The following is a 22,439-nucleotide window of genomic DNA, read 5'->3' as shown; positions in this document are numbered from 1 at the left end:
TTCGGGCACCCCATGACCACACCCCATACGCGCGCTCCGCTCGGCTTCGCCGCCGCCCTCGCCACCGTCGTGGCCAACATCGTCGGCACCGGCGTCTTCACCACGCTCGGCTTCCAGGTGCTGGGCACCACGGATGGCTTTGCCCTCCTCGCGGCCTGGGGCATCGGCGGTCTCATCGCAGTGGCCGGCGCACTCTGTTACGGCGAGCTTTCGGCGGCCATCCGCGGCTCGGGGGGCGAGTACCGCTTCCTCGGCCGGATCTATGCGCCCGCTGTCGGAACCGTCGCCGGATGGGTGTCAGTGGCCGTCGGCTTCGCGGCACCGGTCGCGCTCGCCGCGATGGCGCTGGGCCGGTACGCCGGTCCGCTGCTCGAGATCCCGGCGGGTTCCCTGGCCGTCGCCGCCATCGTGGCCGCCACCGGTGTGCACCTCCTCGCGCCGGCGGTCGGCGGCAAGGTGCAGGTGGTGGTCACCACCGTGAAGGTGCTGCTCATCCTCGCCTTCGTGGCGATGGGACTGGCCGCGTCGGGCACCACGCTGAGTGTGGCGCCGAGCGCGGCCTCGATGGGGCAGATGACGAGCGGCGCCTTTGCGATCTCGCTGATCTTCGTCTCGTACGCCTACACCGGCTTCAACGCGGCGGCGTATTTCCAGGGGGAAGTCGTGAACGCGGAACGCAACGTGCCGCGCGCGCTGGTCCTCGGCACGCTGCTGGTCACGGCGCTCTACATGGGATTGAACTGGGTCTTCCTGCGCACCACGCCGATCACCGAGCTCGCAGGGCAGGTGGAGATCGGGGCGATCGCCGCCGGGCACATCTTCGGCGACGCGGGAGGGCGGTTGATGAGCGGGGTCATCGCCCTGCTCCTGATCTCCACGATTTCAGCGATGACGCTCGCCGGCCCGCGCGTGATCGAAGCGATGGCGGAGGACAATCCGCCCTTGCGACCGCTGGCACAGCGCACCGCCACCGGGAGTCCCAGCCGCGCGGTCTTGTTGCAGGGCGGCCTCGCCCTGCTCTTCGTGCTGACCGATTCGTTCGAGGGGATCCTCACCTACGCCTCCTTCACCTTGAATCTCTTCATGGTGCTGGCGGTGGTGGGCGTCATTCTGCTGCGCAAGCGGGAGCCGACGCTGCCGCGCCCCTATCGAGTCTGGGGCTATCCGTGGACGCCGCTCTTCTTTGCGGCGTTCTCGATCTGGTCGTTGTTGGTGGTCGTGCGCGATCGCCCGATGGAGGCGGTGGGCGGCGTGGTGACGTTGGGGGTGGCGGCGCTACTGACGTGGCTCGTGGCGGCGGTGCCGGCCGACGAGTCGGGGGCGGCTTAGCTGCCGCTGGTGCGGCTGACGAGCAGGGAATCGAAGAGCGTAATCGGCGGGGCGTCATCGGCACCACCAAAGATGCGGCGGGCACCCTTCCACCAGGTCTTGGCCCTGGTCCCCGTGGGCAGGGCAGCTTCCACGACGCCCTTCCGACGATTTGCCGCGTGCACATACTTGCCGTCGCCGACGTAGATGCCGATGTGGCTGACGGTCTTCCCCTTCCCGAAGTAGAGCAGGTCGCCCGGCCGGAGCTGCGTCGGATCCTTCGGGACCTCGATGCCCGCCTTCGCCTGCTCACGCGAGGTGCGCGGCAGATCCAGATTGAACGCGGCCATCACCCACTGCACCAGCCCGCTGCAATCGAATGCCTTTCCCGGCGCCTTCGCGCCAAGCTTGTAGCGGGTGCCGATCTGCGCCTTCGCCAGCGTCACCAATGAGTCCGAGGGTGCGTCCTTCGCGAACATCTTGGAGATGGTCGTGAACGGCTTCTCGTCGCGCGAGAAGGCCGCGGACTGCGCACGCGCCGACGCCGGAATGCTCGCGGCCATGGCGGCGGCGAGCAGGGCGGGGAGTGCGAGGCGGCGCAACAGGGGCACGGGGACTCTAGTGCGAAGGAGCGAGTAATGGCGACCGGTCATTCTAGTGTCGGATCCACACTTCGGCTACCCCAGCGCATGTTTCGATCTGAACCAAATGACTATTTCACCGCAAAGGTGATCCGGACCACGCCCGTGACCTCCTTGTCCCGATCGCTGGTGTCGTACATCCCGTAGTCGTTCACCTCGGTGGAATTCCGCTTGGTCACCTGGAAGACCCCGACCCGCACGGCCTTGAGCCGCCCCGTCTTGGCCCCCACCGCCCCCAGGATCTCGTCGGCGCGGGTGCGGGCGTCCTTGGTCGCCTCGGCCAGCAACGGACCCCGGATGTCCGGCAGCTTGGCGTAGAGGTACTCCGGCGCCTGCCCGACCACTCCCACTCCCGCCGTCAGCAGCCCGGAGAGGTCGCCAGCCAGCGCCGCGACCTTGTCGACGTCCGGGGAGCGCAGCTCGACCTGCTGGGTGACCCGGTACCCCAGGACGCGGCCGGTCTCGTTGCCGTTGATGTACTCGTTGACCACCATCGTGAAGGGCGCGCGCACGGTGATGCTCGAATCGGGGAAGCCCTGCGTCATCAGGAAGGCGCGGGTCTGCTCGGCACCATCGCGGGCGATGCGGGCGGCATCGGCCTGCGTCCCTGCCTGACGGCCGACGTCGAGTCGCCACACCGCGAGATCGGCGCGCACCAGCCGCTTGGCCGATCCGGTGACGGTGATGTCATCGTTGGCGCGCTTGAGGCCGCTGACCGCCCCGGCGGCGACGAGCGCTGCCAGCACGATGGAAATGCCGAGGATCAGGGCGGGGCGGGTGCTGGGCTGGTCACTCATCGACTGCTCCTAGAGAATGCGCTGGCCGAAGGCGCTTGCCATCAACTCGACCGCCAATTCCGCGGTCTGATTGTACGAGTCGAGCACGGGATTCACCTCGACCAGGTCGAGCGAGACCACTCGACCACTATCCCACAGCATCTCCATGGCGAGATGCGCTTCGCGGTAGGTGACGCCGCCGCGCACCGGTGTGCCCACACCGGGCGCGTCGCGCGGGTCCACGAAATCGAGATCGAGCGAGACGTGCAGCCCCGTCGTGCCGGCGCTGACCTGCGCGATCGCCTCGGCGAGAATGGTGCGGAGGCCGCGCTCGTCGATGTCGCGCATGGTGTAAATGGTCACGCCGTACTCGCGCGCGTGGGTCCTCTCGGCCTGATCAAGGTCGCGCGCCCCGATGATCACCAGGTGCTCGGGACGCACCGCCGGGCCCGGCGACGCAATCGATGCCATCCCCCGGTCGCCGTGCCCCAGCAGGTGCGCCACCGGCATGCCGTGCACATTGCCGCTGAGCGTGCTCTCGGGGGTGTTGAGGTCGGCGTGGGCGTCGAGCCAGATCACCCCGAGGCGATCGCCACGTTCGGCGAGCGCGGTCGCCACACCGGCGATTGATCCGGCCGCGAGCGAGTGGTCGCCACCGAGCACGAGCGGAATGCGTCCACCCCGCACAATGTCCGCGGTGCGGGCGGCGATGTCGGTGCAGATGCCGGTGATGGTCGGGAGGAACTCGATGCCGCGCCCCACGCCGAGCGTCTCGCGCGTGGGGATCGGGACGTCGCCGGTGTCGACGACGTCGTGGCCGAGGCGTTCGAGGCGCTGGGCAAGCTGGGCGAGGCGGACGGCGGAGGGGCCCATCTCGACTCCGCGCCGTGAGGCGCCGAGGTCGAGGGGCACACCGAGCAGGGCGAGGGAAGCCATGCCCGTAAGCTACCGGATCGTCTCGCCCGGCGCGGGGGTGAGGAGGCGGTTCCGGAGGCTGGGGGAGAGCAGCCGCTTGAGCTCGGCGGGCGTCCCCGGCAAGCCCGGAAACGTCCCGTAGTGCTGGGGAACGATCCACTTCGGGCGGACCAGTTCGCACGCCTTGGCCGCCTGCCGCGGCCCCATCGTGTAGAAGTCACCGATCGGCAGCATCAGGATGTCGGGATTGTACATCTCGCCGATCAGCGCCATGTCGCCGAAGACCCCGGTGTCGCCGGTGTTGTAGATCACCAGGTCGCGGGCACACTCGAGCACGAAACCACACGGGGTGCCGATCTCCCGCGGGCGGCCGTCGGCCGTCGCGAGGGAGGAAGAATGGAACGCCTGCACCAGCGTTGCCGTCACGCCGTGCGTCGTGTGCGACCCGCCAATATTGAAAGCCACCACCTGCCCCTCCGGCGCCCCCTCGGCGACCAGCTCCATCCCCAGCTCGACGCTGCAGAGGATCGTGGCGCCGGTCTGCTTTGCCAGCGCCACCGTCTCGCCGATGTGATCGGCGTGCCCGTGGGTCACGCAGATCACGTGGGCCGTCGCCGCGAGCTCGGCGGCATTCGCCGGCGCGCGGGGATTGCTCAGCCACGGATCGAACAGCAGCGACGGGCCACCCCAGATGTCGAGGTGGAAGGCCGAGTGGCCGAGCCAGGTGAGGGAAACTCCGAGTGGCACCGTCATGTCAAACTCCGTGATCGATCATCGATGATCGATCATCGATCATCGATAAAACGTGTTGAAGACGAACCGATACGTCCCCGCCGGCTGTGCCCGGAACAGCACTTCGGGACCGTACAGGTAGAGGGTACCCTGACCCACGGTCGCTTGTGCCATGGCGACCCCGTCCTTGAGGTACTCCTGGCCGATGGCCCAGCCGGAGCGCAACGGCTTCTCGGCGGTGTAGCGGGCGATCGGCGTGACGCCCTTGGCGGCGGCATCGGGGAGGAGGCGCCAAACCGGCGAGTTGTCGAAGAAGACGTCGGTGGCCGGGCGCGCGCCGCGGGCCACGGCGACCGTGGTGTCGACGCTGGTGACCAGGACCGAGCCGGGGATGTAGAACTTGTCGCTCGAGATCGGGCGCGTGGTCCCGTTGGCCTGCTTCTCGGTGATCTGGCTCTCGACCGGCAGCGTCAGCGCCGCGGCGAGGTTGGTCGCCGACGAGCCGATGGCGACGACGCGTCCGCCCTGCTCGAGGAAGCTCTTGATCTGCGGCACCGTGGTCGCCGCCGAGACGTTGCCGAGCTGATCGCGGAATTCGGCGGGCAGCGTCATCGGATCGAGCACACGGCCGCCGCCACCACCACCGCCACCGCCGGCACCACGTCCGCCACCGGTGCCGGGGATTGCCCCGTTGACGAAGAGCAGCACGTCGAACTGTTGGCGGAGATTGCCGGCGTCAAGCGTCGGCGCGTAGACCACCGTGAACGGCATCTCGTACTGTTCGAGGATCCACCGCGTCCATCCCGACTCCATCGAGCCGCCATACCGATCCCACAGCCCGATGCGGAGCGGGGTCACCGCCGTGCCGCGCTGCGCCAGCGTCGTCGCCGTGGTCGGGAGCGCGCGATCGCGCGCCATCTCGCCCAGTACCTTGGCCGCCGCGGAGGAGGCGGGGACGAGGAAGTCGCCGTTCGGGAGGCGCTCGACCTTCTGCTTCGCCTTGAGCAGGCGGTTCACCGCGACGAAACCGTCGGTGGCGCCGGCGGGGATGCGCCACGCCTTGGCCTTGGTGTCGAAGGCGGCCGCGTCGGGGCGGATGTCCTCGCTGGTGATCGGGGCGAGCGGGGCCTGGAACGGATCGAGAATCCGGTCAAAGCTGACGCCCATCTGGTACGCCAGCGTGTAGCCGGCGTTGTCGTACGGCCGCTTTGGCGGGCCGCCGGGGTACTGCAGGTCGGTCGGGTGCCACTGCGGCTCGAACATGTCGAGCACATGCGGCCGGAACGCCTGGTCGGTACGGACGACGAACGAGCCCTTCGGGTACCGCGTACCCCCGATGCTGAAGTCCGCGGTCGCCTTCTGCACTTCGATGCCCGACGTGGAGAGCGCCTGCAGGAAGTCGAGCGCGTTGCCGATCTCCGCCTGGTTGGCCGGGAGCACATAGGCTCGCGGGTCACGCCGGGCCGGGTTGCGGAGCGCGGCGGCCTGCGCCTGGGTCGACGTCCCCGCAGCGCGGGCGGCGTCGATCGGCACCGGGCGTGGTGGTCCAGGTGTCGGTCTGGCCGCGCGCGATCGAGTTGCGCCCCATCTGCCAGAAGTCGAACAGCAATTCCTCGCGATAGCGGGAGGCGTAGTCGAGGATCGCCCGATTGGCCGTCATCGAGTAGTCGATCGATTGCCGGAAGCGCCACACCTGTGGCGCGATCGGGAACTGGCCGCTGCCGCTCGGCAGTTGCCGCGCGAGCACGAGCGGAATCGTGGTCGGGGTCGGCGAGCCGATCGTCTCGGTCAGGATGCCGATCATGTTGTGGAAGTAGCCTGCCGTGCGGAGCCCGCCGTTCCACCAGGTGGAATACGACGAGGCTTCCCTCGAGACCACGCCCGGCTTCCCTTCGGAGGCGAAGCGACGCTGCATTCCCATCGCCACAAAATCGAGCCCGGTCGGGATCATCGGGTCGAAGACGTAGTTGAACGGATCGCGGAACGGCGGCGCGAACATCACCGAGCCTGCGGGGCCGGTCTGGTGATGGTTGTAGATGACCTGCGGGAACCACGTCCGATAGAGCGTCCGGCTGATGTTGCGCGACTCCGCCTGCGCGTTGCGATAGAAGTCGCGGTTGTTGTCGTGGCCGACGTACTTCTGGTACAGCCGCGGCAGATCGCCCATGTTGCGCTGCAGCGTGTCCGGCTTGCGCATGTACCATGACGAGACGAGTTCCATCCCATCCGGATTGGCATGGGCCACCAGGATGATCACGTCGTCGAGGATCCGCGTCGTCTCGGCATCATCCTGCGAGACGAACTGCCAGACCATCTCGAGCAGCTGTTGCGCGCCGAGCACTTCGGTCGCGTGGAGTCCACCGTCAATCCAGATGACCGACTTGCCGTTGGCCGCCAGGCGCCGCGCGGTGGCCTCGTCGACCCGGCCTGCGGCCAGCAGTGCGTTGTTCTTCCGGTACTCCTCCAGCTTCCCGAGATTGGCCGGCGACGAGAGGATCGCCATCAGCTGCGGTCGCCCTTCGGCCGTCGTGCCGATCGTGTCGAGCTCCATCCGCGGCGATTCCACCGCCAGCTTCTCCCACCACCGTTGCAACTGGGTGTAGGTCGCCAACTGGTAGTCGGCGCCGATCTTGAAGCCGAGCGCCTGCTCCGGCGTCGTCAGACGGGCCTGGGCCGGGAGCGAGAACGGAAGCGCGAGCAGAAGCAGGAGACGGAGTGGGAGGCGCATGCGTGGCTCGAGAAGAGAAAGGGATGATCGATGATCGATCATCGATGATCGATCCGTGCTGGTGAACTACGAGACTCGGATGGGCGGCGTGGGACTCGGATCACCGATCATCCATCATCAACCATCGATCATCGATCATCGATCATCGATGCCACCGCGCCCAACCCCGCAAGGCGGCCGGTGACCCACGCCCAGACAAAGTTGTAACCCCCAATCGGCCCGAACGCATCCAGCAGTTCGCCGGCGAGGAAGAGTCCGGGATGGATACGGCTCTCCATGGTGGCCGGTTGGACCTCGCCCAGAGCCACGCCGCCGCCGGTGACCTCGGCCTTCTTGTAGCCCTCGTCGCCGCTCCAGGGGAGCGGGTAGCGGGTCAGGGCGGCCACCAGCGCCTTGCGCCCATTGCGCGGGAGCTGCGAGAGCTTCCGGGCCGGGTCGATGCCGACGTCGGCGAGCAGGCGGTCGGCGAGGCGCGTGGGCAGCTCCCGGCGGATCACCGTCCCCACCTGGTGCACGGCCGGGGCGAGGAACGCTTCCCACGTCGCGGCATCGTAGGCGGTCCACTGCACCGTGATCGTCGCCGGTGGCTCGTCGGCGAGGCGACCGCGGACGGCGACGTGCGAGATGTCGAGGACGGCCGGCCCGCTGTAGCCGCGATGGGTGAAGAGGAACCCGCCACTCGCCTCGCGGCGTTCCGTCGCGTTCTTCGCCTCGATGGTCACCGGGAGCGAGACGCCGGCGAGGTCCGCAAAGATCGGCGGGTCGAGTGTCAGCGGGGTGAGGGCGGGGTAGGTCGGATGGATGGTGTGGCCGAGGCGCGCCGAGGGCACGCCGTAGGCGAAGCCGTCCGAGCCCGTCTTCGGGACGGAGAGGCCACCGGTCGCCACGATCACGGCGTCGGCGCGGATCGTCCGGCCACCCGCGAGGGAGATGCCCCACCCGGGCGTGAGCGGATCGAGCGCAGTGACTTCGACGCCTGACTGCCAGTCCACGCCGTGGGCCTTCGCGGTCCGCACCAACCCGTCGCGCACTGCGCGCGCGCTGTTCGCCACCGGGAAGAGCTTGCCGGTCTCCTCTTCGAGCCGGAGCGGCAAGCCGACCTCCTCCTCAAAGAACAGTCGCTGGTCCTCGAGCGGCCACCCGCGCAGGATCATCCGGAGCGAGTTGGGGGAGGAGGCCGTGACATAGCGGGTGGTGTCGAGATGCGACGGCAGCACGTTGCAGCGCCCGCCCCCGGAAATCAGGATCTTGCGTCCCCCGTCCGGGGTACGCTCAAGCAGGACGACGCGCGCGCCGCCCTTGGCCGCATGGATGGCGGCGAGGAGCCCGGCGGCGCCGGCGCCGAGGACGGCGACGAGCGGAGGTGAAGTGGACACTCGCGAAACCTAGCCACCTGCGGGGCTATTTTTCTCCCATGACCCAGCCAGCCCTCCCCCGGCGCCCCGCCCCGTCACCTGTCCGACCATCGCCCCTGGTCGATGTCGCGGCGCTCAAGGCGCTGCTCGACGGCCCCGAGGTCGGGGTTCGGGACTACGTTCGCCAGCGGCTCACCGATCCGCGCTTTGCCTACGTCTATGGGCTCTCGCACCATGAGTACCGCGAGGTCGTTCTCGGTTGGCTGCGCGAACTGGCGAAGGATGGCCTGGGTGCGTTGGCGGTGGCACCCCAGTACGGCGGTGCCGGCCGGCCACGGGACTTCCTCGCCTCCTTCGAGACGCTGGCCTTCCACGACCTCTCGCTGACCATCAAGTACGGCGTGCAGTTCGGGCTCTTCCAGGGCAGCGTGATCCTCCTCGGCACCGAGTGGCACCACCGCACCTTCCTCCCGAGCATCTCCAGCGGTGAACTCCTCGGCGCGTTTGCGATGAGTGAGCTCGGCAGCGGCTCGAATGTGCGCGACCTCGAGACCACCGCCACGTACGACGCCGCGACCGAGAGCTTCGTCATCCACACGCCGCACGGCGGCGCGCACAAGGAATGGCTCGGCAACGTGGCGTGCCACGGCGCGATGGCGACGGTCTTTGCGCAGCTGATCGTCGGCGGCACGCGCCACGGCGTGCACGCCTTCCTGGTGCCGATTCGCGAGGCCTCGGGGGCCGCCGCGCCGGGCGTGCGCATCGGCGACACCGGCATCAAGGAAGGGTTGAACGGCGTCGACAATGGCCGGCTCTGGTTCGACCAGGTGCGCATCCCCCGCCTGCACCTCCTCGATCGTTTCGGACACGTGGCCGCCGACGGGACGTACAGTTCGCCGATCGAGAGCCCGGCGCGGCGCTTCTTCACGATGATCGGCACGCTCGTCGGCGGCCGGATCACCATCGGCCTGTCGGCACTCTCTGCGGCGAAGAGCGCGCTCACCATCGCGATTCGCTACGGCAATCGGCGGACCCAGTTCGGCCCCGAGGGCGGCAACGTCACCAAGCTGCTCGATTACCGCACGCATCAGCGGCGACTCCTCCCGGCGCTGGCGTCGTCGCTCGTGCTCGACATCGCGCTCTCCCGCCTCGTCGATCGCTTCGCCGCCTTGCAGGATGGCGGCGGGCACGAAGGCGAGAGTCGCGAGGTCGAGGGACTGGCGGCGGGCCTCAAGGCCTACACCGCGTGGCTGGCCCAACAGGCCGTCACCGACGCGCGCGAATGCTGCGGCGGGCAGGGCTACCTGCAGGTGAATCGCCTCGCGGTGCTGCGCGGCGACATCGATGTCTGGACGACGTTCGAGGGCGACAACACCGTCCTGATGCAGCTGCTCGCGAAGGGACTGCTGACGGGGTACAAGCAGGAGTTCGCCGAGATGGGGGTGATCCGGTTGCTCACGCGGCGGGCCCGGGCAGCACTCAAGGCGATGAACCCGGTGACGGCGCGCCGTGACGACGAGGACCACCTCCGCGACCCGGTGCAGCAGGCCGACTTGCTCCGCTACCGCGAGGAACGGCTGCTTGATGCCGCCGCGCGCCGGTTGCGCGCCGGGATGAAGAAGGACCCCCTCGGGGCGATGCAGGATGTGCAGGACCACCTGATGCACCTCGCCACCGCGCATGTCGAACGCGTCGCCTTCGACGCCGTGCAGGAAGAGATCGAGCGGGCGCAAACCTCCCTTCGTCCGTTGCTCATGCTCGTCCGCGACACCTTCTGGGCGTCGGCGGTCGAGCGCGACATCGGCTGGTTCCTGATGAACGGCGTGGTCGAGACGCCGAAGGCGAAGGCGATCCGCTACCTGGTGAACAACTGCATCCAGGAGATGCGACCGATCGCCGAGCAGATCACCCAGGCATTCGCGATTCCCGACCAGGTGCTGGCGGCGCCGATCGCGTTTGACGCGCTGCCCACGCGGGACGCATGATGGCGGACGGCGAACAGCGAACGGCGAGTCCGCTGCGATGCCATCCTTGTTCACGCCAGGGGGAATTGCACGCTGGCAGGCGCACCTCAACGGCTCGGCGGTGTTCGCCGAGGCCGCCGCGGGATGGGTCGGGACGCTGGTGCTCGTCGCCTCGGATGTGGAACCACCGTCGCACACCCTCGTCCGCGTCGATGATGGGCGCTGCACTGAGGCGAGAACCGCGGATGTGGCTGATCGGGATCCCGCCGATTTCGTGCTCGCCGCGACCACCACGACCTGGCTCGCGCTCATTGCCGGTCGCACGACCCCGACAATGGCTGCGATGACCGGTCGCCTCCACCTCGAGAAGGGCGACCTCTTCGCCCTGATTCCGCATGCGAAAGCGGCGGCCGAGCTTCTCGCTGCGGCCGCCGACTAGATCCGTTCACCCCGCGGCTGAAGCCGCGCATCACCGCGGCTAAACATCACCCTTTCTTGAGGGTGATCCCACCGTTCACCGTCTCGATGCTGAGCCGGCGCCCACCACGACCGATCTTGCCGTTGAATGACTTCGGGCCCCACTTCCCCTCGATCGTGACCGGGAAGTCGCTGGTGATGCCGCCGTTCACGGTTTCGCCGCTGATGTCGGCATCGAGGCCGGCGGGGAAGACGAGGTCGACGCCGCCATTCACCGCCGAGACCTTCAGCGTGCCGTCCCAATCGGCCTTGGTGAACTTGGCCTTGATGCCGCCATTGACCGTCTCGAGGTGGCTCGCCGTCGTTCCGCTGAAGATGATCGCGCCGTTGACGGACTGCAGCGCGGCCGATGCCTCGAGCCCGGTCGCGGTGATGTTGCCGTTCACGCTCTCGGCATCGACCAGCACACCGGCCGGGACGCGCACTTCGTAGCGCATCTCGACCTGGTCATAGTTGTCGCGGCCGCGCGACGGGGAGGAGTTCTCCCCCTTGCACGTCTTCCGGTTCGGATCGCGGTTGGTGTAAATGGTGCAGATCCGCACCTTCCCGCCGCTCTCCTCCATGATCGCCTTCACGTAGGAGCCGTCGCCCTTGATCACCCGCTTGGTGACGATCACCTCAGCGGTGCGCCCGGTGCCCTGCGTGATCACCATCGGCCCGTTGATGTTCTCGAGGGCGAGCGTGCCCCCGGCGGCGATCGTCGGGGTGAAGCGGGTCTCCTGGGCCGCCAGGGGGGCGGCGGCCACGAGGAGGGAGGCGAGCAGGGTGCGGCGCATGGGCAAGCTCCGAAGAGGGAGAATCGGGGTTCCTGACTGAGACGTGGGCGACCCGTGAATGGTTGCAGGCTACCGCTTCTGCAGCCGGATCGCCCCATCCACGGTGCTCAGCCGCAACGCTGGCCCGCCGTCGCCGAGCGTGCCGCGGAACTGGCGCGGGCCCCACTTCCCCGAAGTGGTCAGCGGGAAGTCGCTGCTGAAGGTCCCGTCGACGGAGGAGCCGGAGACGTCGAGGCCGACACCAGACGGGACTCGGACGGTGATGGCGCCGTCGACCGTCCGGTAGTGCATGCCCGCCTTCGGCATCTCGTCCATCGTGACGTCGATCTCGCCGTCGACGGTCGAGATCGATTCCGGCGCCCGCCCGGAGACGATGACGTCGCCGTCGACGGTGGTGATGGTCGCCTTCCCGGTCAGGTCGGAGACGTGAACGTCGCCGTCGACCGTGGCCACCTGCAGCGCCGCACCCTCGGGGAGCCGCACCTCGTACGCCATCTCGACATCGAGCGGATCGCGATATCCGGCTGCGGTTGCGGTCGCGGCGGCCGGTGCAGCTCGTGCGATCATCATCGGTGTCGTCGAGGTAGAGGGTGCAGACGCGGATGCCGTCATCAGCTTTCCTCCATCACCGCCTTCACCAGGGCACCATTGCCCTTCCGGACCGTCTTCCGGGCGATGATCTCCGCGGTGCGGCCACTCGCCGGCGTGACGCTGATGTTGCCGTCGATGTTGCTCAGGGAGAGTGTCGCACCGCGCGCCAAGGCGTGGGTGAAGCGGGTCTCCTGCGCGGTGAGCGGGGCACTGCTCGCGAGGCTGCCGAGCAACAGGACGGTCAGGGCGATCGGGCGGGACATGGCTTCTCCTTGGCGGTTCGGTCGGAACGGAGTGATGATTCCCTCTGACGCCGGAGCCCCCCCGCAGGGTTGTCACCCCAGGAGCCAGCCATGTCCCAGCACTTCGACCGCCGGACCTTCCTCGGCCTCGCCACCGCCGCCGGCCTCCCGATCGCACTGGCCGACCAGCTGTGGGCCGATGTGGTCCCGCCGGCTGCCAACGCACCAGAGGCCGTTCTGGCACTGCGGGCACTCACGAAGGAGCAGCTCGCCGCCGCCGAGGCGGTGCTGGGGATCAGCTTCACCGATGCCGAGCGCGAGATGATGCTCTCGACGGTCGACGGGACGCTTGCCTCGCTCGCCAAGCTGCAGCAAGTGCCGCTGCCGAACTCGGTCGTACCGGCGCTCCACTTTGACCCGCGCCCGGCGGGGGCGACGGCCGTCGGTCAGCCCATCACTGCGCGGGTGCCGCTCCGACGACCCAATCCGCTGGTGCTGCCGACCACCGACTCGGACTTGGCGTTCGCCTCGGCGGAACAGCTCGGGCGCTTGATCCGAGCCGGGCACGTGACCTCGCGGCAACTGGTCGATCGCGCGCTCGCGCGCTACGCGCAGTTCGACCCGATCCTCAAGTGCGCCATCACGCTCACGCCGGAGCGGGCGCGTGCGCAGGCCGATGCGCTCGACGCCGAGGCGAAGCGCGGGAGCTTCCGCGGGCCGCTGCATGGCGTGCCCTACGCGGCGAAGGACCTCTTTGCGGTGCCGGGCTATCCGACCACCTGGGGGTCTCCACTCTTCAAGGAGCAGCGGCTTGAGGAGACGGCCGCGGTGGTCGAGCGGCTCGACAAAGCGGGCGCCGTGTTGGTGGCGAAGAGCTCGCTCGGCGAATTCGCGCAGGGTGATGTCTGGTTCGGCGGAATGACGCGCAACCCGTGGAACACGGAGCAGGGATCGAGTGGGTCCTCGGCCGGGTCGGCGAGCAGCGTGGCGGCGGGCCTCGTCCCGTTCGCGATCGGCACCGAGACACTCGGCTCGATCGTCTCGCCCTGCACGCGCTGCGGCGTGAGCGGTCTGCGTCCGACCTTCGGCCGGATCTCGCGGCATGGGGCGATGGCGCTCTCGTGGACAATGGACAAGGTCGGCCCCATTGCTCGCCATGCAGGTGACTTGGCACTCGTCTTCGACGCCGTGCACGGCGCCGACCCGCGCGACCCGTCGACGCGGACGATGCCGTTCCGCTACGAGCCCGATCGGTCGCTCGCGAACGTGCGCATCGGCGTACATCCCTCGCTTGTCGAGCCGGCGGCGGTTGCCCTCGGCACCGCAGCGCGCTGCCTATGCGGCGCAACGGCCCGTGCTCGACGCGCTGATCAAGGCGGGCGCAACGCTCACGCCGATCACCTGGCCCGAGACGCTGCCGACCGATGCGATGCGCACCATCCTCACGGTCGAGGCGGCCGCGGCGTTCGAAGAGATCACGCGCACCAATCGCGACGACCAGATGGTGCAGCAGAATCGAGGTGCCTGGCCCAACACTTTCCGGGCGGCGCACATGGTGTCCGCGGTCCAGTACGTCCAGGCCAACCGCGCGCGCACGCTCCTCATGCAGCAACTCGCGACACTCTACGCGACGGTCGACGTGATCATCGCGCCGACCAATGCCGGATCGGTGCTGACGGCGACCAATCTCAGCGGCCATCCGACGGTGGTGGTGCCGAGCGGTTTTTCGGAGCAGGGAGCGCCGCGGGCGATCACGTTCGTGGCGGCGCTGTGGCGGGAGGATCTGGCGTTGCGGCTGGCGGCGGCGTGGCAACAGGCGAGCGACATCCACCTGCGTCGCCCGCCCAAGTTCAGCTGAGGTCTACTTCGCGGTCTTGACGCGAATCGGGCCGTTGAACGATTCGACGCTGACGCGCGCCTCGCCCTTGCCGTAGGTGATGGTGAAGTCCGATTCCTCCCTGAAACCCGGCACCGGCGGGACGGGCGGCGGTGCCCGCCCCTTCCCCGGGCGTGGCGTGGCGGGCGGGGCCATCGGTGCCTGCCGTCCCCCGACGTCAGCATCCCCTTCAATTCGGTCTCGAAGTCGCCCATCACCGTCGAGACGCGCATCTTCGCGCTGGTGTTGCTCGGCAGCGTCAGCGTGATGCCGCCATTGTGGCTCTCGAAACTGTAGTTCCCGTCCGGGTCGAGACTTCCCGTGAAGTCGACGGTGGAGTTGACCGACGACGCGGTGACCGACGCCGCGTGCACCCCGCGCATCCGCACGCCGGCGTTGATGCTCTCGGCCTCGAGCCGGCCCTCGACATCGACATTCTCGAGCGAGACGACCCCGGCGACCGCGTTGATCGAGAGCGACGCGCCCTTGTAGTCGACCACCGTCACCGTCCCCGCCACCGTCTCGAGTGCCGTGCGTCCGCTGCCGTTGAGCAGCCGGATGGAGCCGTTCATGGTGGTGATGTCGAGACGATCCGTGGCGCCGGTGACCGTGACCCCGCCCGAGATGCAGTTGATCTCGAGGCGACTCGACGGCGGAACGGTGATGGTCAACATCCCCGACGGCGATCCTTCGCGGCCGCGCCCCATCGAGAGGATGTCGCAGTTGACCTCGGCACTGCGGCGGTCGGACTCGAGGCTGCCGCCGGTCACGTTCAAGCGCTCGTCAGTGCCGACGCGGACCGTCACGCCGCAGGTCGGCGCGTTGATCTCGATCGTGGCCCCGCTGCCGAGCCGGACGGCAGTGTCCGGCGCGGTCAGGCCGCTGGCGGCGACGGTGGCGAAGAGCAGGGTGGCGAACATGGCAATCTCCTCGGGACCCGGTCAGGTCCGAATGGCCGTGCGGCGCGTCACGGTGCGCAGCACCTCGAGCTTCTTCTGCAGCGCGGACGTCAGGTAGTGGGCGCTCCGCGGATCGTCGGGCGTCGCGCGTCGCCGGGTGGCGGCATCGGCGATCACCTGGTCGAGTGCGGCGAGCGAAGCACGAATTCCCTCGCGGGTCTTCGGGTCGAGCGTCGTTTCGGTGCCGGCGAGATGCGCCTCCAGCTGACCGATGGCCTGCTGGAGCGCCTGATCGGCCGGCGTGTGCGACGCCGCCACGCTACTGGCGGGCGTGACCAGGGCCGCCTGCGCGGACGTGGCCGCGGGCGGCACCACCGTGCCCGATCGGAGCAGGAGCATCGTGCCGCCGATCGACGCGGCGGCGATCACCAACCCGGCCGCAATCGCGGTCGGCCAGCGCAGCAGGAACGTGCCAGCCGGATGCCGCGGCGTCAGCTGCGGCGCGATCTCGGGCCAGAGATCCTCGGCGGGTGGCGTGTCGCGCAAGGTCGCGACCGCCTCCAGTAGCCGGGGATCGAGCGGGTCGTCGTCGTTAGTGGCCATCGAGCATCCTCCGGAGCGCGGCGCGGGCGCGCGACAACTGCGACTTCGAGGTGCCGACCACCAGCCCGAGCCGGTCGGCGATTTCTTCGTGCGTCCATCCTTCCACGTCGTGAAGGATGAACACCTGGCGCGAGCCATCCGGAAGCCGACGGATCGCGGACTCGAGATCCATCGCCACGGCCGGGTGCGGAGTGTGCCCAGCGGCCTGCCCGAGGGCGAGCTCGTCGTCCTGGATCCACTTCCGCTCGCTCTGCCCGCTCCGATGCCTGGAGAGCACCACGTTCACGGCCAGCCGGTGCAACCAGGTCGAGAAGGCACTCTCGGCCCGAAAGGTCGGCAGCTTCTGCCACGCCCGGATGAAGACGTCCTGGGTCAGGTCATCGGCCAGGTCGTCGCCAGCCATCCGCCGCACCAGGGTGTGGATTCGCGCCACATGCCGCCGGTACAGCCGCTCGAACGCCCCCTCGTCGCCCCCCGCCGCCGCCCTGGCGAGGGAGACTTCGATGTCGAGGGCCGGCGTACCAGCCAGGGGGGTCGAGAGCGTCATGGCGGCGGTCACGGAACTGAGACGGGGCGGGGAGCCCGAATGGTTGCAACGGACGGCGAACAGCGAACGGCGATGGACCGCCCTTCAGGCGCCAGCTGTTCGCTGTTCGCCGGCCGCCGTTCGCCGTCTACTCAGGCCCCTGCTGCGTCAGGCAATGAAACGCCCCCAACCCCCAGATCAGCGCCGTGCAGTCGATCACCACCACCGTGCGGGTCGGGAAGAGCGCCTGCAGCGTGGCACGGGCGATCTCGTCCCGCTCGGCGTCGTAGCCGGGGAGGAGGACCACCTCGTTGCCGATGTAGAAGTTGGCATAGGAGGCAGGGAGCCGCTGGTCTTCGTAGACCACCGGGCGCGGCATCGGCAGCGTGACGATCCGGAACGGCTCGCCGTCGACGTCCGTCATCGCCTCGAGGCGCATCAAGTTCGCCAGCAGCAACGCGTAGTTCTCGTCGGACGGGTCATCCTCGAGCACGGTGACGATCGTGTGCGGATCGACGAAGCGGGTGATGTCGTCGATGTGGCCGTCAGTGTCGTCGCCGACGATCCCCTCGCCGAGCCAGAGGATCTTCTGCACGCCGAGATGGTCCTTGAGCGACTGCTCGATGTCGCCCTTCGAGAGCTCCGGATTGCGATTCGGATTGAGGAGGCACGCCTCGGTGGTGAGCAGCACGCCCTCCCCGTTCACCTCGATGCTGCCGCCCTCGAGGATCATCCCGGGCGACAGCCGCGCGATGCCGTACTCCTCGGCGACGAGGCGCGGGATCTCGTTGTCGAGATCGTACGGCGGATACTTGCCACCCCAGGCGTTGTAGCCCCAGTCGAGGATCAATTGCTCGCGCGTGCCGTTGGCGTCGCGCTGCACGAAAATCGGGCCGTGGTCGCGACACCAGGCGTCATTGGTCGGGAAGTGATGGAAGAAAACGTTCGCGGTCGGCACCTTCGCCTCGGCGAGCACCGCACGCGCCTCCGCCTCCATGGCGTCGTCGGCCACGTTGACGTGCACCTCCTCGCCAGGAGCGAGGTGGCGGATCATCTCCGCGATCACGTAGGGCACCGGGAAGAAGTTCCCGGGCCAGCTCGATTCGCGGTGCGGCCACGACAACCAGGTGCCCCGGTGAGGCGCCCACTCCGCTGGCATCACGAATCCGCGCGCGGCGGGAGTATCAGTCAATGTACCGCCGTGTCAGGTCGCCGTAGGCATCGATGCGGCGGTCCCGCAGGAACGGCCAGTGCGTGCGCACCACGTCGACATTGCCGAGATCGCAGTCCGCGACGAGGATCTCCTCGTCCTGACCGGCCTTGGTCAGGATGCGGCCGTTCGGGTCGGCGATGAACGAGCCGCCCCAGAACTCGATCCCCGGCGCGTCGGCCGCGCTCCCCGGCAGTACTTCGTGGCCCGTCCGGTTCACCGAGCAGACGAAGCAGCCGTTGGCCACCGCGTGACTTCGCTGGATCGTCTCCCACGCCGCCTGCTGTCGTTCGCCGTACTCCGCCTTCTCGGGTGGCAGCCAGCCGATCGCCGTCGGATAGAAGAGGATCTCCGCGCCGCTCATCGCCGTGAGGCGGGCCGCTTCCGGATACCACTGGTCCCAGCAGATCAGCACGCCGATCTTGCCGTACTTCGTGTCCCAGGAGCGGAAGCCGAGGTCGCCGGGCGTGAAGTAGAACTTCTCGTAGAACAGCGGATCGTCGGGGATGTGCATCTTGCGGTACTTGCCGAGGTAGCTGCCGTCGGCGTCGATCACGGCGGCCGTGTTGTAGTAGAGTCCCTGCGCGCGTCGCTCGAAGAGCGAGGCGACGATCACCACGCCGAGTTCCTTCGCGACGGCCGAGAGACGGTCGGTCGAGGGGCCGGGGATCGCCTCGGCGAGCTGGAAGAAGTCGTGGTCTTCCCGCTGGCAGAAGTAGTACCAGCCGAAGAGCTCCTGCAGGCAGATGATCTGGGCGCCCTGGGCGGCGGCCTGGCGGATCCCCTCGATGGCACGATCGAGGTTGCCGGCGGGGGTGGCCCCCACCCGCTGCTGGACCAGCCCGACCCGGACGGTTCGCGAAGTAGTCATGGCGACTAAAATAGTGCTGGCTCCCGGCGGCGGCATCCATTGGCCGGGATTGGCTTCCTTGGCGCTCGAGGCTCCCATTCGCGTCCCGACCCGACTCCTGGCCCTCTCGCTCCTCCTCCTGGCCCCCGGCGTGGCCACCGCGCAGCGCCTCGACTGGCGTGCCCGGGTGGCGCTCTATGGCGACAACACCGAGTTCTTCACCCCCTATCGGGTGGGCGAGACGATCCTCGGCACCCAGCTCCAGACGTGGCTCGAGGCCAAGCCGGGGCGGCGGACCGAACTGCGTCTCGGCTTCTACGCCGACCGCCGGCTCGGCAGTGAGCAGTTCACCGACACCCTGCTGCCCATCGTCGCCTTCCGCTATCGGACCGAGCACTCGCAGGGAATCATCGGCACCCTGGAGACGGTGCGGCGGCATGGCCTGCTTGAGCCGCTGATGGTCACGACGCGCGAGCTCACCACGCCGGTCGAGTCCGGCATCCAATGGATCGAGACGCGCGGCATCTTCCGAGGCGAGGCCGGGTCAACTGGCAGCAGCTCAACACGCCGACGCAGCGCGAGGCGTTCGAGATGGGCGCCGTGCTGCGCGTCGAGCCGACCGACTGGGCCACCATCGAGGCGCAGCATCTCTGGTCACACCGCGGTGGACAGCTCTACGACGCCGGTGTGCCGGTGAGCAACAACCGCGTCACCGCGCTCGGTGCCACCGCACGGCGCACGCTGCCCGCGCTCGGCGCGTCGTCACTGTCGGCGTGGCGGTTCTGGAGTGACGGGAGCATCGATCCGAACTATCCTGCCGACCGCGCCTCGAAGGGGCACGGCACCTACCTGCGGGCGAGTGTCACGCCGCGCGGGTGGGTCGAGGTCTTCGCGATCCATTGGCGCGGGCACGACTTCGTCGCCGCGGCGGGCGACAACAACTACAACTCGACTGGCCACGATCCGGCCTTCTACCGCAGCCAGCGGAAGTACACGGAGCTCGGCCTGCTGCGGCGCACCCCGATCGGCGGCGGCGTGACCTTCGATGCCGAGGCTCGGTGGCACCGGATCGACAACGAGAAGAGCATCGCCTTCTTCAACACGCCGTGGGAGCTGAGCTACCGCTTCATCGTGCGGGCACCGATCGACGTGGCGGTGCGGCGGCGCTGACTGCGCCCTCGCGCCCTCGCGCCCCCGGCGCTATTCTCCCTCCTCTACCCGACACATCCTGCTGGAGCCCCGCCATGAAGGCCCCTTTGCCGTTCGCCCTGCTCGTTGCCGTGTTGCTGGCCCCCGGCTGGCGGCCCGGCCCCGGCACGCACCGGCAGCTCGGCCGCCGACGTGAAGTTCATCACCGGAATGATCCCCATCACGCCCAGGCGGTGCAGATGGGTCGCTGGGCGCCGACGCACGGGGCGAGTGCCGCGCTGAAGCGATTCGCCGAGCGGATCGTGGTGGCCCAGCGCGACGAGATCGCGGCGATGCGCACTGGCTCCGACAGCAGGGCCAGCCGGTGCCGGACACCAACGCCACCCATGTCATGATGAAGATGGACGACATGGACCACGCGATGCTGATGCCCGGCATGCTGACCGATGAGGAGATGGCCAAGCTCGATGGCCTGCGCGGCGTCGAGTTCGATCGCTTCTTCCTCTCGTCGATGATCAAGCACCACGGCGGCGCCATCTCGATGGTGGATGAGCTCTTCGCGTCCTACGGCGCAGGGCAGGACGAGTTCGTCTTCCGCTTCGCTTCCGACGTCTTCGCCGACCAGACCACCGAAATTGAATTCCTGCAGGGAATGCTCGATGCCCTGCCGCCGCCTGCCGCACGTCCCTAGTCCCTCCGCCTCTCTCCCGCCCCCGCCGAGGATTCCGCGATGTTCCCTTACTGTTTGTCTGTTCGCCGAGCGTTGCCGCTGCTCGGACTCGCGCTCGCACTGGCTGCCGTCCCCGCGGCCGCGCAGCAGAAGATCAAGACCACGCCCTCGCCCGATCCGCGCGAAGGGCTCAAGGCCGGGAAGTTCGACGCCGGCATCGCGATCTGGAACATGAAGATGCTGTCGACCACGCCGTCGCCGGGGCCGTTCGCCCTCAACACCAACAGCGACCTCGCCTTCTCCGGCACCAAGGTCTATCAGGGCAACTACGACGGCCTGATGATCTGGGACATCGCCAATCCCGCCAAGCCGTATCTGGTGAACTGGGTGCACTGTCCGGCGTCGCAGAGCGACGTCTCGGTCTACAAGAACCTCGCGTTCGTCTCGGCCGAGGGGCTCACGGGGCGGATGGACTGCGGGACGGGGGGCGTCCCTGACCCGGTCAGCAAGGACCGCGTGCGCGGCATCCGGATCTTCGACATGACCGATCCGCTCAAGCCGAAGTACGTCGGCAACGTGCAGACCTGCCGTGGCTCGCATACGCACACCGTGGTCACCGACAAGAACGACCCCGACAACGTCTACGTCTACATCTCCGGCTCTGCGGGTGTCCGTTCGGCCGACGAGTTGCCGGGCTGCTCGGGGCTCGCCCCCGATGCCGATCCGAACTCGGCGCTCTTCCGGATCGAGGTGATCAAGGTGCCGCTGGCTGATCCGTCGAAGGCCGCGATTGTCTCGTCACCGCGGATCTTCACCGACCTCGCGCCGGCACCGACGCGGTTGACGCCGGCCGCGCCGTCGCCGAATGCGGCGGCGCGTGGCGGGGCGGGTGCCCCGGGTGCCCCGGGTGCCCCGGGTGCGGCTGGTGCAGGTCGCGGGGCCGGCGGCGGTCGTGGGGCCGCGGGTGGCGCGCCACGCGTCCGCACCGGTCCGAACCAGTGCCATGACATCACCGTCTATCCGGGCGCCGGGCTCGCTGGTGGCGCGTGCGGCGGCTACGGTCTGCTGCTCGACATCAGCAACCCGGCCAATCCGCGGCGCATCGATGCCGTCGCCGACACCAACTTCTCCTTCTGGCACTCGGCCACCTTCAGCAACGATGGCAAGGCCGTGCTCTTCACCGACGAGTGGGGCGGGGGTCGTGCGCCACGCTGCCGCGCGAGCGACCACTACGAATGGGGCGGCAACGCCCTCTTCAAGATCGTCGACGGGAAGATGGTCTTCCAGAGCTACTACAAGATGCCGTCGCACCAGACCGACTGGGAGAACTGCGTCGCACACAACGGCTCGCCGATCCCGATCCCGGGGCGCGAGGTGATGGTGCAGGGGTGGTACCAGGGCGGCATCTCGATCTTCGACTGGACCGATCCGGCGTCACCGTTCGAGGTCGCGTTCTTCGACCGTGGGCCGCTCAAGGATGGCGAGCTCACCAGCGCCGGCTCGTGGTCGGTGTATTGGTACAACGGCGTGATCGTGAACTCCGAGATCGCGCGCGGCCTCGACGTCTTCGAGCTGGCGCCGAGCAAGTACATCTCGCAGAACGAGATCGACGCGGCGAAGACGGTGGTCTTCACCGAGCTCAATCCGCAGGAGCAGCCGAAGATGGTGTGGCCCGCGAGCTTCGCGAAGGCGCGCGCGTTCGTCGACCAGCTCGAGCGGTCGAAGGGGCTCAGCGCGGCGCGGATCGGTGCAGTTCGCGGTGCGCTCACTGCCGCCGAGCGAGCGAGCGGCGCGGCGCGGAAGACGGCGCTGACCAGGCTCGCGGGGCAGGTCGATGGTGATGCCAAGGCGTCGAGCGACAAGGCGAAGGTCGCCATGCTCGGTGAGGCCGTGCGGGAATTGGCCCAATAGCGGCCGAGTCGCGGCTTTAGCCGCGTTCCATAGGGCGCGGTAGATAGGCGTAAAACGGTGTGAGGCACTCCGACTTGGAGTGCCTCACACCGTTCGCTTTGGCGGGCGAGGCGACCACCTGTGCTTCATACCGACGCGTGTCAGGAGCCGATACGATACCGCACCACGTTCTCCAGGCCGTCGGCGTCTTCCTCAGTTCCCCAAAGCGCCGTTCGAGTGCCCGCCCAGAGGAAGAAGGTT

24 protein-coding genes and 1 pseudogene are annotated in these 22,439 nt (G+C 68.5%); 11 read left to right on the top strand and 14 right to left on the bottom strand.

Annotation, left to right across the window (positions count from 1 at the left end; all coding sequences use genetic code 11):
* The first annotated feature begins 12 nt into the window (after positions 1 to 12).
* Positions 13 to 1,329 carry an APC family permease gene (locus IPG05_04530; GenBank protein ID MBK6494358.1) on the top strand — a complete coding sequence of 439 codons (1,317 nt, stop codon included), beginning with the start codon at positions 13 to 15 and terminating at the stop codon, positions 1,327 to 1,329.
* On the opposite strand, the gene IPG05_04525 is transcribed toward IPG05_04530, so the two are convergent.
* From IPG05_04525 to IPG05_04500, 6 genes and pseudogenes are all read right to left on the bottom strand, one after another.
* Entirely contained in the window at positions 1,326 to 1,919 is a 594-nt protein-coding gene (locus IPG05_04525; protein MBK6494357.1) for a C40 family peptidase, read from the bottom strand. The two genes, IPG05_04530 and IPG05_04525, sit on opposite strands and share 4 nt — an antisense overlap.
* A gap of 101 nt (positions 1,920 to 2,020) precedes the next feature.
* A complete protein-coding gene (locus IPG05_04520) occupies positions 2,021 to 2,746 on the bottom strand; it encodes an SIMPL domain-containing protein (GenBank protein ID MBK6494356.1) in 726 nt (241 codons plus the stop codon).
* Between the two features lie 9 nt (positions 2,747 to 2,755).
* Positions 2,756 to 3,661: an arginase gene (rocF, locus tag IPG05_04515; protein MBK6494355.1), complete on the bottom strand. Its 906-nt coding sequence runs from the start codon at positions 3,659 to 3,661 to the stop codon at positions 2,756 to 2,758.
* A gap of 9 nt (positions 3,662 to 3,670) precedes the next feature.
* A complete protein-coding gene (locus tag IPG05_04510; protein ID MBK6494354.1) occupies positions 3,671 to 4,393 on the bottom strand; it encodes a metal-dependent hydrolase in 723 nt (240 codons plus the stop codon).
* A gap of 39 nt (positions 4,394 to 4,432) precedes the next feature.
* Positions 4,433 to 7,100, bottom strand: a pseudogene (locus tag IPG05_04505) (peptidase).
* A 128-nt stretch (positions 7,101 to 7,228) separates the two neighbouring features.
* Entirely contained in the window at positions 7,229 to 8,476 is a 1,248-nt protein-coding gene (locus IPG05_04500; protein ID MBK6494353.1) for an aminoacetone oxidase family FAD-binding enzyme, read from the bottom strand.
* Between the two features lie 38 nt (positions 8,477 to 8,514).
* Here IPG05_04500 and IPG05_04495 point away from each other — a divergent pair, with 38 nt between their 5' ends.
* Both IPG05_04495 and IPG05_04490 read left to right on the top strand, forming a co-directional pair.
* Positions 8,515 to 10,440: an acyl-CoA dehydrogenase family protein gene (locus IPG05_04495; protein MBK6494352.1), complete on the top strand. Its 1,926-nt coding sequence runs from the start codon at positions 8,515 to 8,517 to the stop codon at positions 10,438 to 10,440.
* A gap of 37 nt (positions 10,441 to 10,477) precedes the next feature.
* A complete protein-coding gene (locus IPG05_04490) occupies positions 10,478 to 10,858 on the top strand; it encodes an SCP2 sterol-binding domain-containing protein (protein MBK6494351.1) in 381 nt (126 codons plus the stop codon).
* Between the two features lie 46 nt (positions 10,859 to 10,904).
* Here the strand turns inward: IPG05_04490 and IPG05_04485 are convergent, their stop codons facing one another.
* The 3 genes from IPG05_04485 to IPG05_04475 all read right to left on the bottom strand — a co-directional run bounded on the left by IPG05_04485 (position 10,905) and on the right by IPG05_04475 (position 12,526).
* Positions 10,905 to 11,672, bottom strand: a complete 768-nt coding sequence (locus tag IPG05_04485) for a DUF4097 family beta strand repeat protein (protein MBK6494350.1) — start codon at positions 11,670 to 11,672, stop codon at positions 10,905 to 10,907.
* A 69-nt stretch (positions 11,673 to 11,741) separates the two neighbouring features.
* Positions 11,742 to 12,242 carry a DUF4097 family beta strand repeat protein gene (locus IPG05_04480; GenBank protein ID MBK6494349.1) on the bottom strand — a complete coding sequence of 167 codons (501 nt, stop codon included), beginning with the start codon at positions 12,240 to 12,242 and terminating at the stop codon, positions 11,742 to 11,744.
* A gap of 41 nt (positions 12,243 to 12,283) precedes the next feature.
* Positions 12,284 to 12,526, bottom strand: coding sequence for a hypothetical protein (locus tag IPG05_04475; protein ID MBK6494348.1), 243 nt, complete (start codon positions 12,524 to 12,526; stop codon positions 12,284 to 12,286).
* 90 nt (positions 12,527 to 12,616) lie between these two features.
* Here IPG05_04475 and IPG05_04470 point away from each other — a divergent pair, with 90 nt between their 5' ends.
* A complete protein-coding gene (locus tag IPG05_04470; protein ID MBK6494347.1) occupies positions 12,617 to 14,383 on the top strand; it encodes an amidase in 1,767 nt (588 codons plus the stop codon).
* Here the strand turns inward: IPG05_04470 and IPG05_04465 are convergent.
* Positions 14,367 to 14,537 (bottom strand): hypothetical protein, encoded by a 171-nt coding sequence (locus tag IPG05_04465; GenBank protein MBK6494346.1) that lies wholly within the window; start codon positions 14,535 to 14,537, stop codon positions 14,367 to 14,369. The two genes, IPG05_04470 and IPG05_04465, sit on opposite strands and share 17 nt — an antisense overlap.
* 165 nt (positions 14,538 to 14,702) lie before the next feature.
* Here IPG05_04465 and IPG05_04460 point away from each other — a divergent pair, with 165 nt between their 5' ends.
* Together IPG05_04460 and IPG05_04455 are read left to right on the top strand one after the other, a co-directional pair.
* Complete coding sequence (locus IPG05_04460) at positions 14,703 to 14,873, top strand: hypothetical protein (GenBank protein MBK6494345.1); 171 nt, start codon at positions 14,703 to 14,705, stop codon at positions 14,871 to 14,873.
* Positions 14,874 to 14,912: 39 nt separating this feature from the next.
* Complete coding sequence (locus tag IPG05_04455) at positions 14,913 to 15,398, top strand: hypothetical protein (GenBank protein MBK6494344.1); 486 nt, start codon at positions 14,913 to 14,915, stop codon at positions 15,396 to 15,398.
* Here IPG05_04455 and IPG05_04450 read toward each other — a convergent pair.
* The 4 genes from IPG05_04450 to IPG05_04435 form a co-directional block, all read right to left on the bottom strand.
* Positions 15,323 to 15,883, bottom strand: a complete 561-nt coding sequence (locus tag IPG05_04450; protein MBK6494343.1) for a hypothetical protein — start codon at positions 15,881 to 15,883, stop codon at positions 15,323 to 15,325. The two genes, IPG05_04455 and IPG05_04450, sit on opposite strands and share 76 nt — an antisense overlap.
* A complete protein-coding gene (locus tag IPG05_04445) occupies positions 15,873 to 16,430 on the bottom strand; it encodes an RNA polymerase sigma factor (protein ID MBK6494342.1) in 558 nt (185 codons plus the stop codon). Before IPG05_04445 ends, IPG05_04450 begins: the two co-directional genes overlap by 11 nt.
* A 127-nt stretch (positions 16,431 to 16,557) precedes the next feature.
* Positions 16,558 to 17,568 (bottom strand): agmatine deiminase family protein, encoded by a 1,011-nt coding sequence (locus IPG05_04440; protein MBK6494341.1) that lies wholly within the window; start codon positions 17,566 to 17,568, stop codon positions 16,558 to 16,560.
* Positions 17,569 to 17,593: 25 nt separating this feature from the next.
* Positions 17,594 to 18,490: a carbon-nitrogen hydrolase gene (locus tag IPG05_04435; protein MBK6494340.1), complete on the bottom strand. Its 897-nt coding sequence runs from the start codon at positions 18,488 to 18,490 to the stop codon at positions 17,594 to 17,596.
* Here IPG05_04435 and IPG05_04430 point away from each other — a divergent pair.
* The 5 genes from IPG05_04430 (at position 18,489) to IPG05_04410 (ending at position 22,199) form a co-directional block, all read left to right on the top strand.
* Positions 18,489 to 19,166 carry a hypothetical protein gene (locus IPG05_04430; GenBank protein ID MBK6494339.1) on the top strand — a complete coding sequence of 226 codons (678 nt, stop codon included), beginning with the start codon at positions 18,489 to 18,491 and terminating at the stop codon, positions 19,164 to 19,166. The genes IPG05_04435 and IPG05_04430 overlap by 2 nt on opposite strands.
* Positions 19,070 to 19,639 carry a hypothetical protein gene (locus tag IPG05_04425; GenBank protein ID MBK6494338.1) on the top strand — a complete coding sequence of 190 codons (570 nt, stop codon included), beginning with the start codon at positions 19,070 to 19,072 and terminating at the stop codon, positions 19,637 to 19,639. Before IPG05_04430 ends, IPG05_04425 begins: the two co-directional genes overlap by 97 nt.
* 74 nt (positions 19,640 to 19,713) lie before the next feature.
* Positions 19,714 to 20,013: a DUF305 domain-containing protein gene (locus IPG05_04420; GenBank protein MBK6494337.1), complete on the top strand. Its 300-nt coding sequence runs from the start codon at positions 19,714 to 19,716 to the stop codon at positions 20,011 to 20,013.
* Positions 19,983 to 20,309 carry a DUF305 domain-containing protein gene (locus IPG05_04415; protein ID MBK6494336.1) on the top strand — a complete coding sequence of 109 codons (327 nt, stop codon included), beginning with the start codon at positions 19,983 to 19,985 and terminating at the stop codon, positions 20,307 to 20,309. The genes IPG05_04420 and IPG05_04415 overlap by 31 nt, the downstream gene beginning before the upstream one ends.
* A 39-nt stretch (positions 20,310 to 20,348) precedes the next feature.
* Complete coding sequence (locus IPG05_04410) at positions 20,349 to 22,199, top strand: hypothetical protein (protein ID MBK6494335.1); 1,851 nt, start codon at positions 20,349 to 20,351, stop codon at positions 22,197 to 22,199.
* Positions 22,200 to 22,439: the final 240 nt, after the last annotated feature.

The organism is Gemmatimonadota bacterium, assembly GCA_016704275.1.
Lineage (GTDB): Bacteria > Gemmatimonadota > Gemmatimonadetes > Gemmatimonadales > GWC2-71-9 > Palsa-1233.
The sequence above is the reverse complement of the archived record's forward strand: the minus strand, read 5'-3'. Positions and strand labels throughout refer to the sequence as shown.

What these genes read in the sequence shown, in the direction of transcription:
- IPG05_04530 (MBK6494358.1), top strand. Translation starts at nt 13, where the DNA reads ATGACCACACCCCATACGCGCGCTCCGCTCGGCTTCGCCGCCGCCCTC.
- IPG05_04520 (MBK6494356.1), bottom strand. Translation starts at nt 2,746, where the DNA reads ATGAGTGACCAGCCCAGCACCCGCCCCGCCCTGATCCTCGGCATTTCC.
- rocF (MBK6494355.1), bottom strand. Translation starts at nt 3,661, where the DNA reads ATGGCTTCCCTCGCCCTGCTCGGTGTGCCCCTCGACCTCGGCGCCTCA.
- IPG05_04510 (MBK6494354.1), bottom strand. Translation starts at nt 4,393, where the DNA reads ATGACGGTGCCACTCGGAGTTTCCCTCACCTGGCTCGGCCACTCGGCC.
- IPG05_04495 (MBK6494352.1), top strand. Translation starts at nt 8,515, where the DNA reads ATGACCCAGCCAGCCCTCCCCCGGCGCCCCGCCCCGTCACCTGTCCGA.
- IPG05_04490 (MBK6494351.1), top strand. Translation starts at nt 10,478, where the DNA reads ATGCCATCCTTGTTCACGCCAGGGGGAATTGCACGCTGGCAGGCGCAC.
- IPG05_04485 (MBK6494350.1), bottom strand. Translation starts at nt 11,672, where the DNA reads ATGCGCCGCACCCTGCTCGCCTCCCTCCTCGTGGCCGCCGCCCCCCTG.
- IPG05_04480 (MBK6494349.1), bottom strand. Translation starts at nt 12,242, where the DNA reads ATGATGATCGCACGAGCTGCACCGGCCGCCGCGACCGCAACCGCAGCC.
- IPG05_04475 (MBK6494348.1), bottom strand. Translation starts at nt 12,526, where the DNA reads ATGTCCCGCCCGATCGCCCTGACCGTCCTGTTGCTCGGCAGCCTCGCG.
- IPG05_04470 (MBK6494347.1), top strand. Translation starts at nt 12,617, where the DNA reads ATGTCCCAGCACTTCGACCGCCGGACCTTCCTCGGCCTCGCCACCGCC.
- IPG05_04465 (MBK6494346.1), bottom strand. Translation starts at nt 14,537, where the DNA reads ATGGCCCCGCCCGCCACGCCACGCCCGGGGAAGGGGCGGGCACCGCCG.
- IPG05_04450 (MBK6494343.1), bottom strand. Translation starts at nt 15,883, where the DNA reads ATGGCCACTAACGACGACGACCCGCTCGATCCCCGGCTACTGGAGGCG.
- IPG05_04445 (MBK6494342.1), bottom strand. Translation starts at nt 16,430, where the DNA reads ATGACGCTCTCGACCCCCCTGGCTGGTACGCCGGCCCTCGACATCGAA.
- IPG05_04440 (MBK6494341.1), bottom strand. Translation starts at nt 17,568, where the DNA reads ATGCCAGCGGAGTGGGCGCCTCACCGGGGCACCTGGTTGTCGTGGCCG.
- IPG05_04430 (MBK6494339.1), top strand. Translation starts at nt 18,489, where the DNA reads ATGGCGACTAAAATAGTGCTGGCTCCCGGCGGCGGCATCCATTGGCCG.
- IPG05_04435 (MBK6494340.1), bottom strand. Translation starts at nt 18,490, where the DNA reads ATGACTACTTCGCGAACCGTCCGGGTCGGGCTGGTCCAGCAGCGGGTG.
- IPG05_04420 (MBK6494337.1), top strand. Translation starts at nt 19,714, where the DNA reads ATGAAGGCCCCTTTGCCGTTCGCCCTGCTCGTTGCCGTGTTGCTGGCC.
- IPG05_04410 (MBK6494335.1), top strand. Translation starts at nt 20,349, where the DNA reads ATGTTCCCTTACTGTTTGTCTGTTCGCCGAGCGTTGCCGCTGCTCGGA.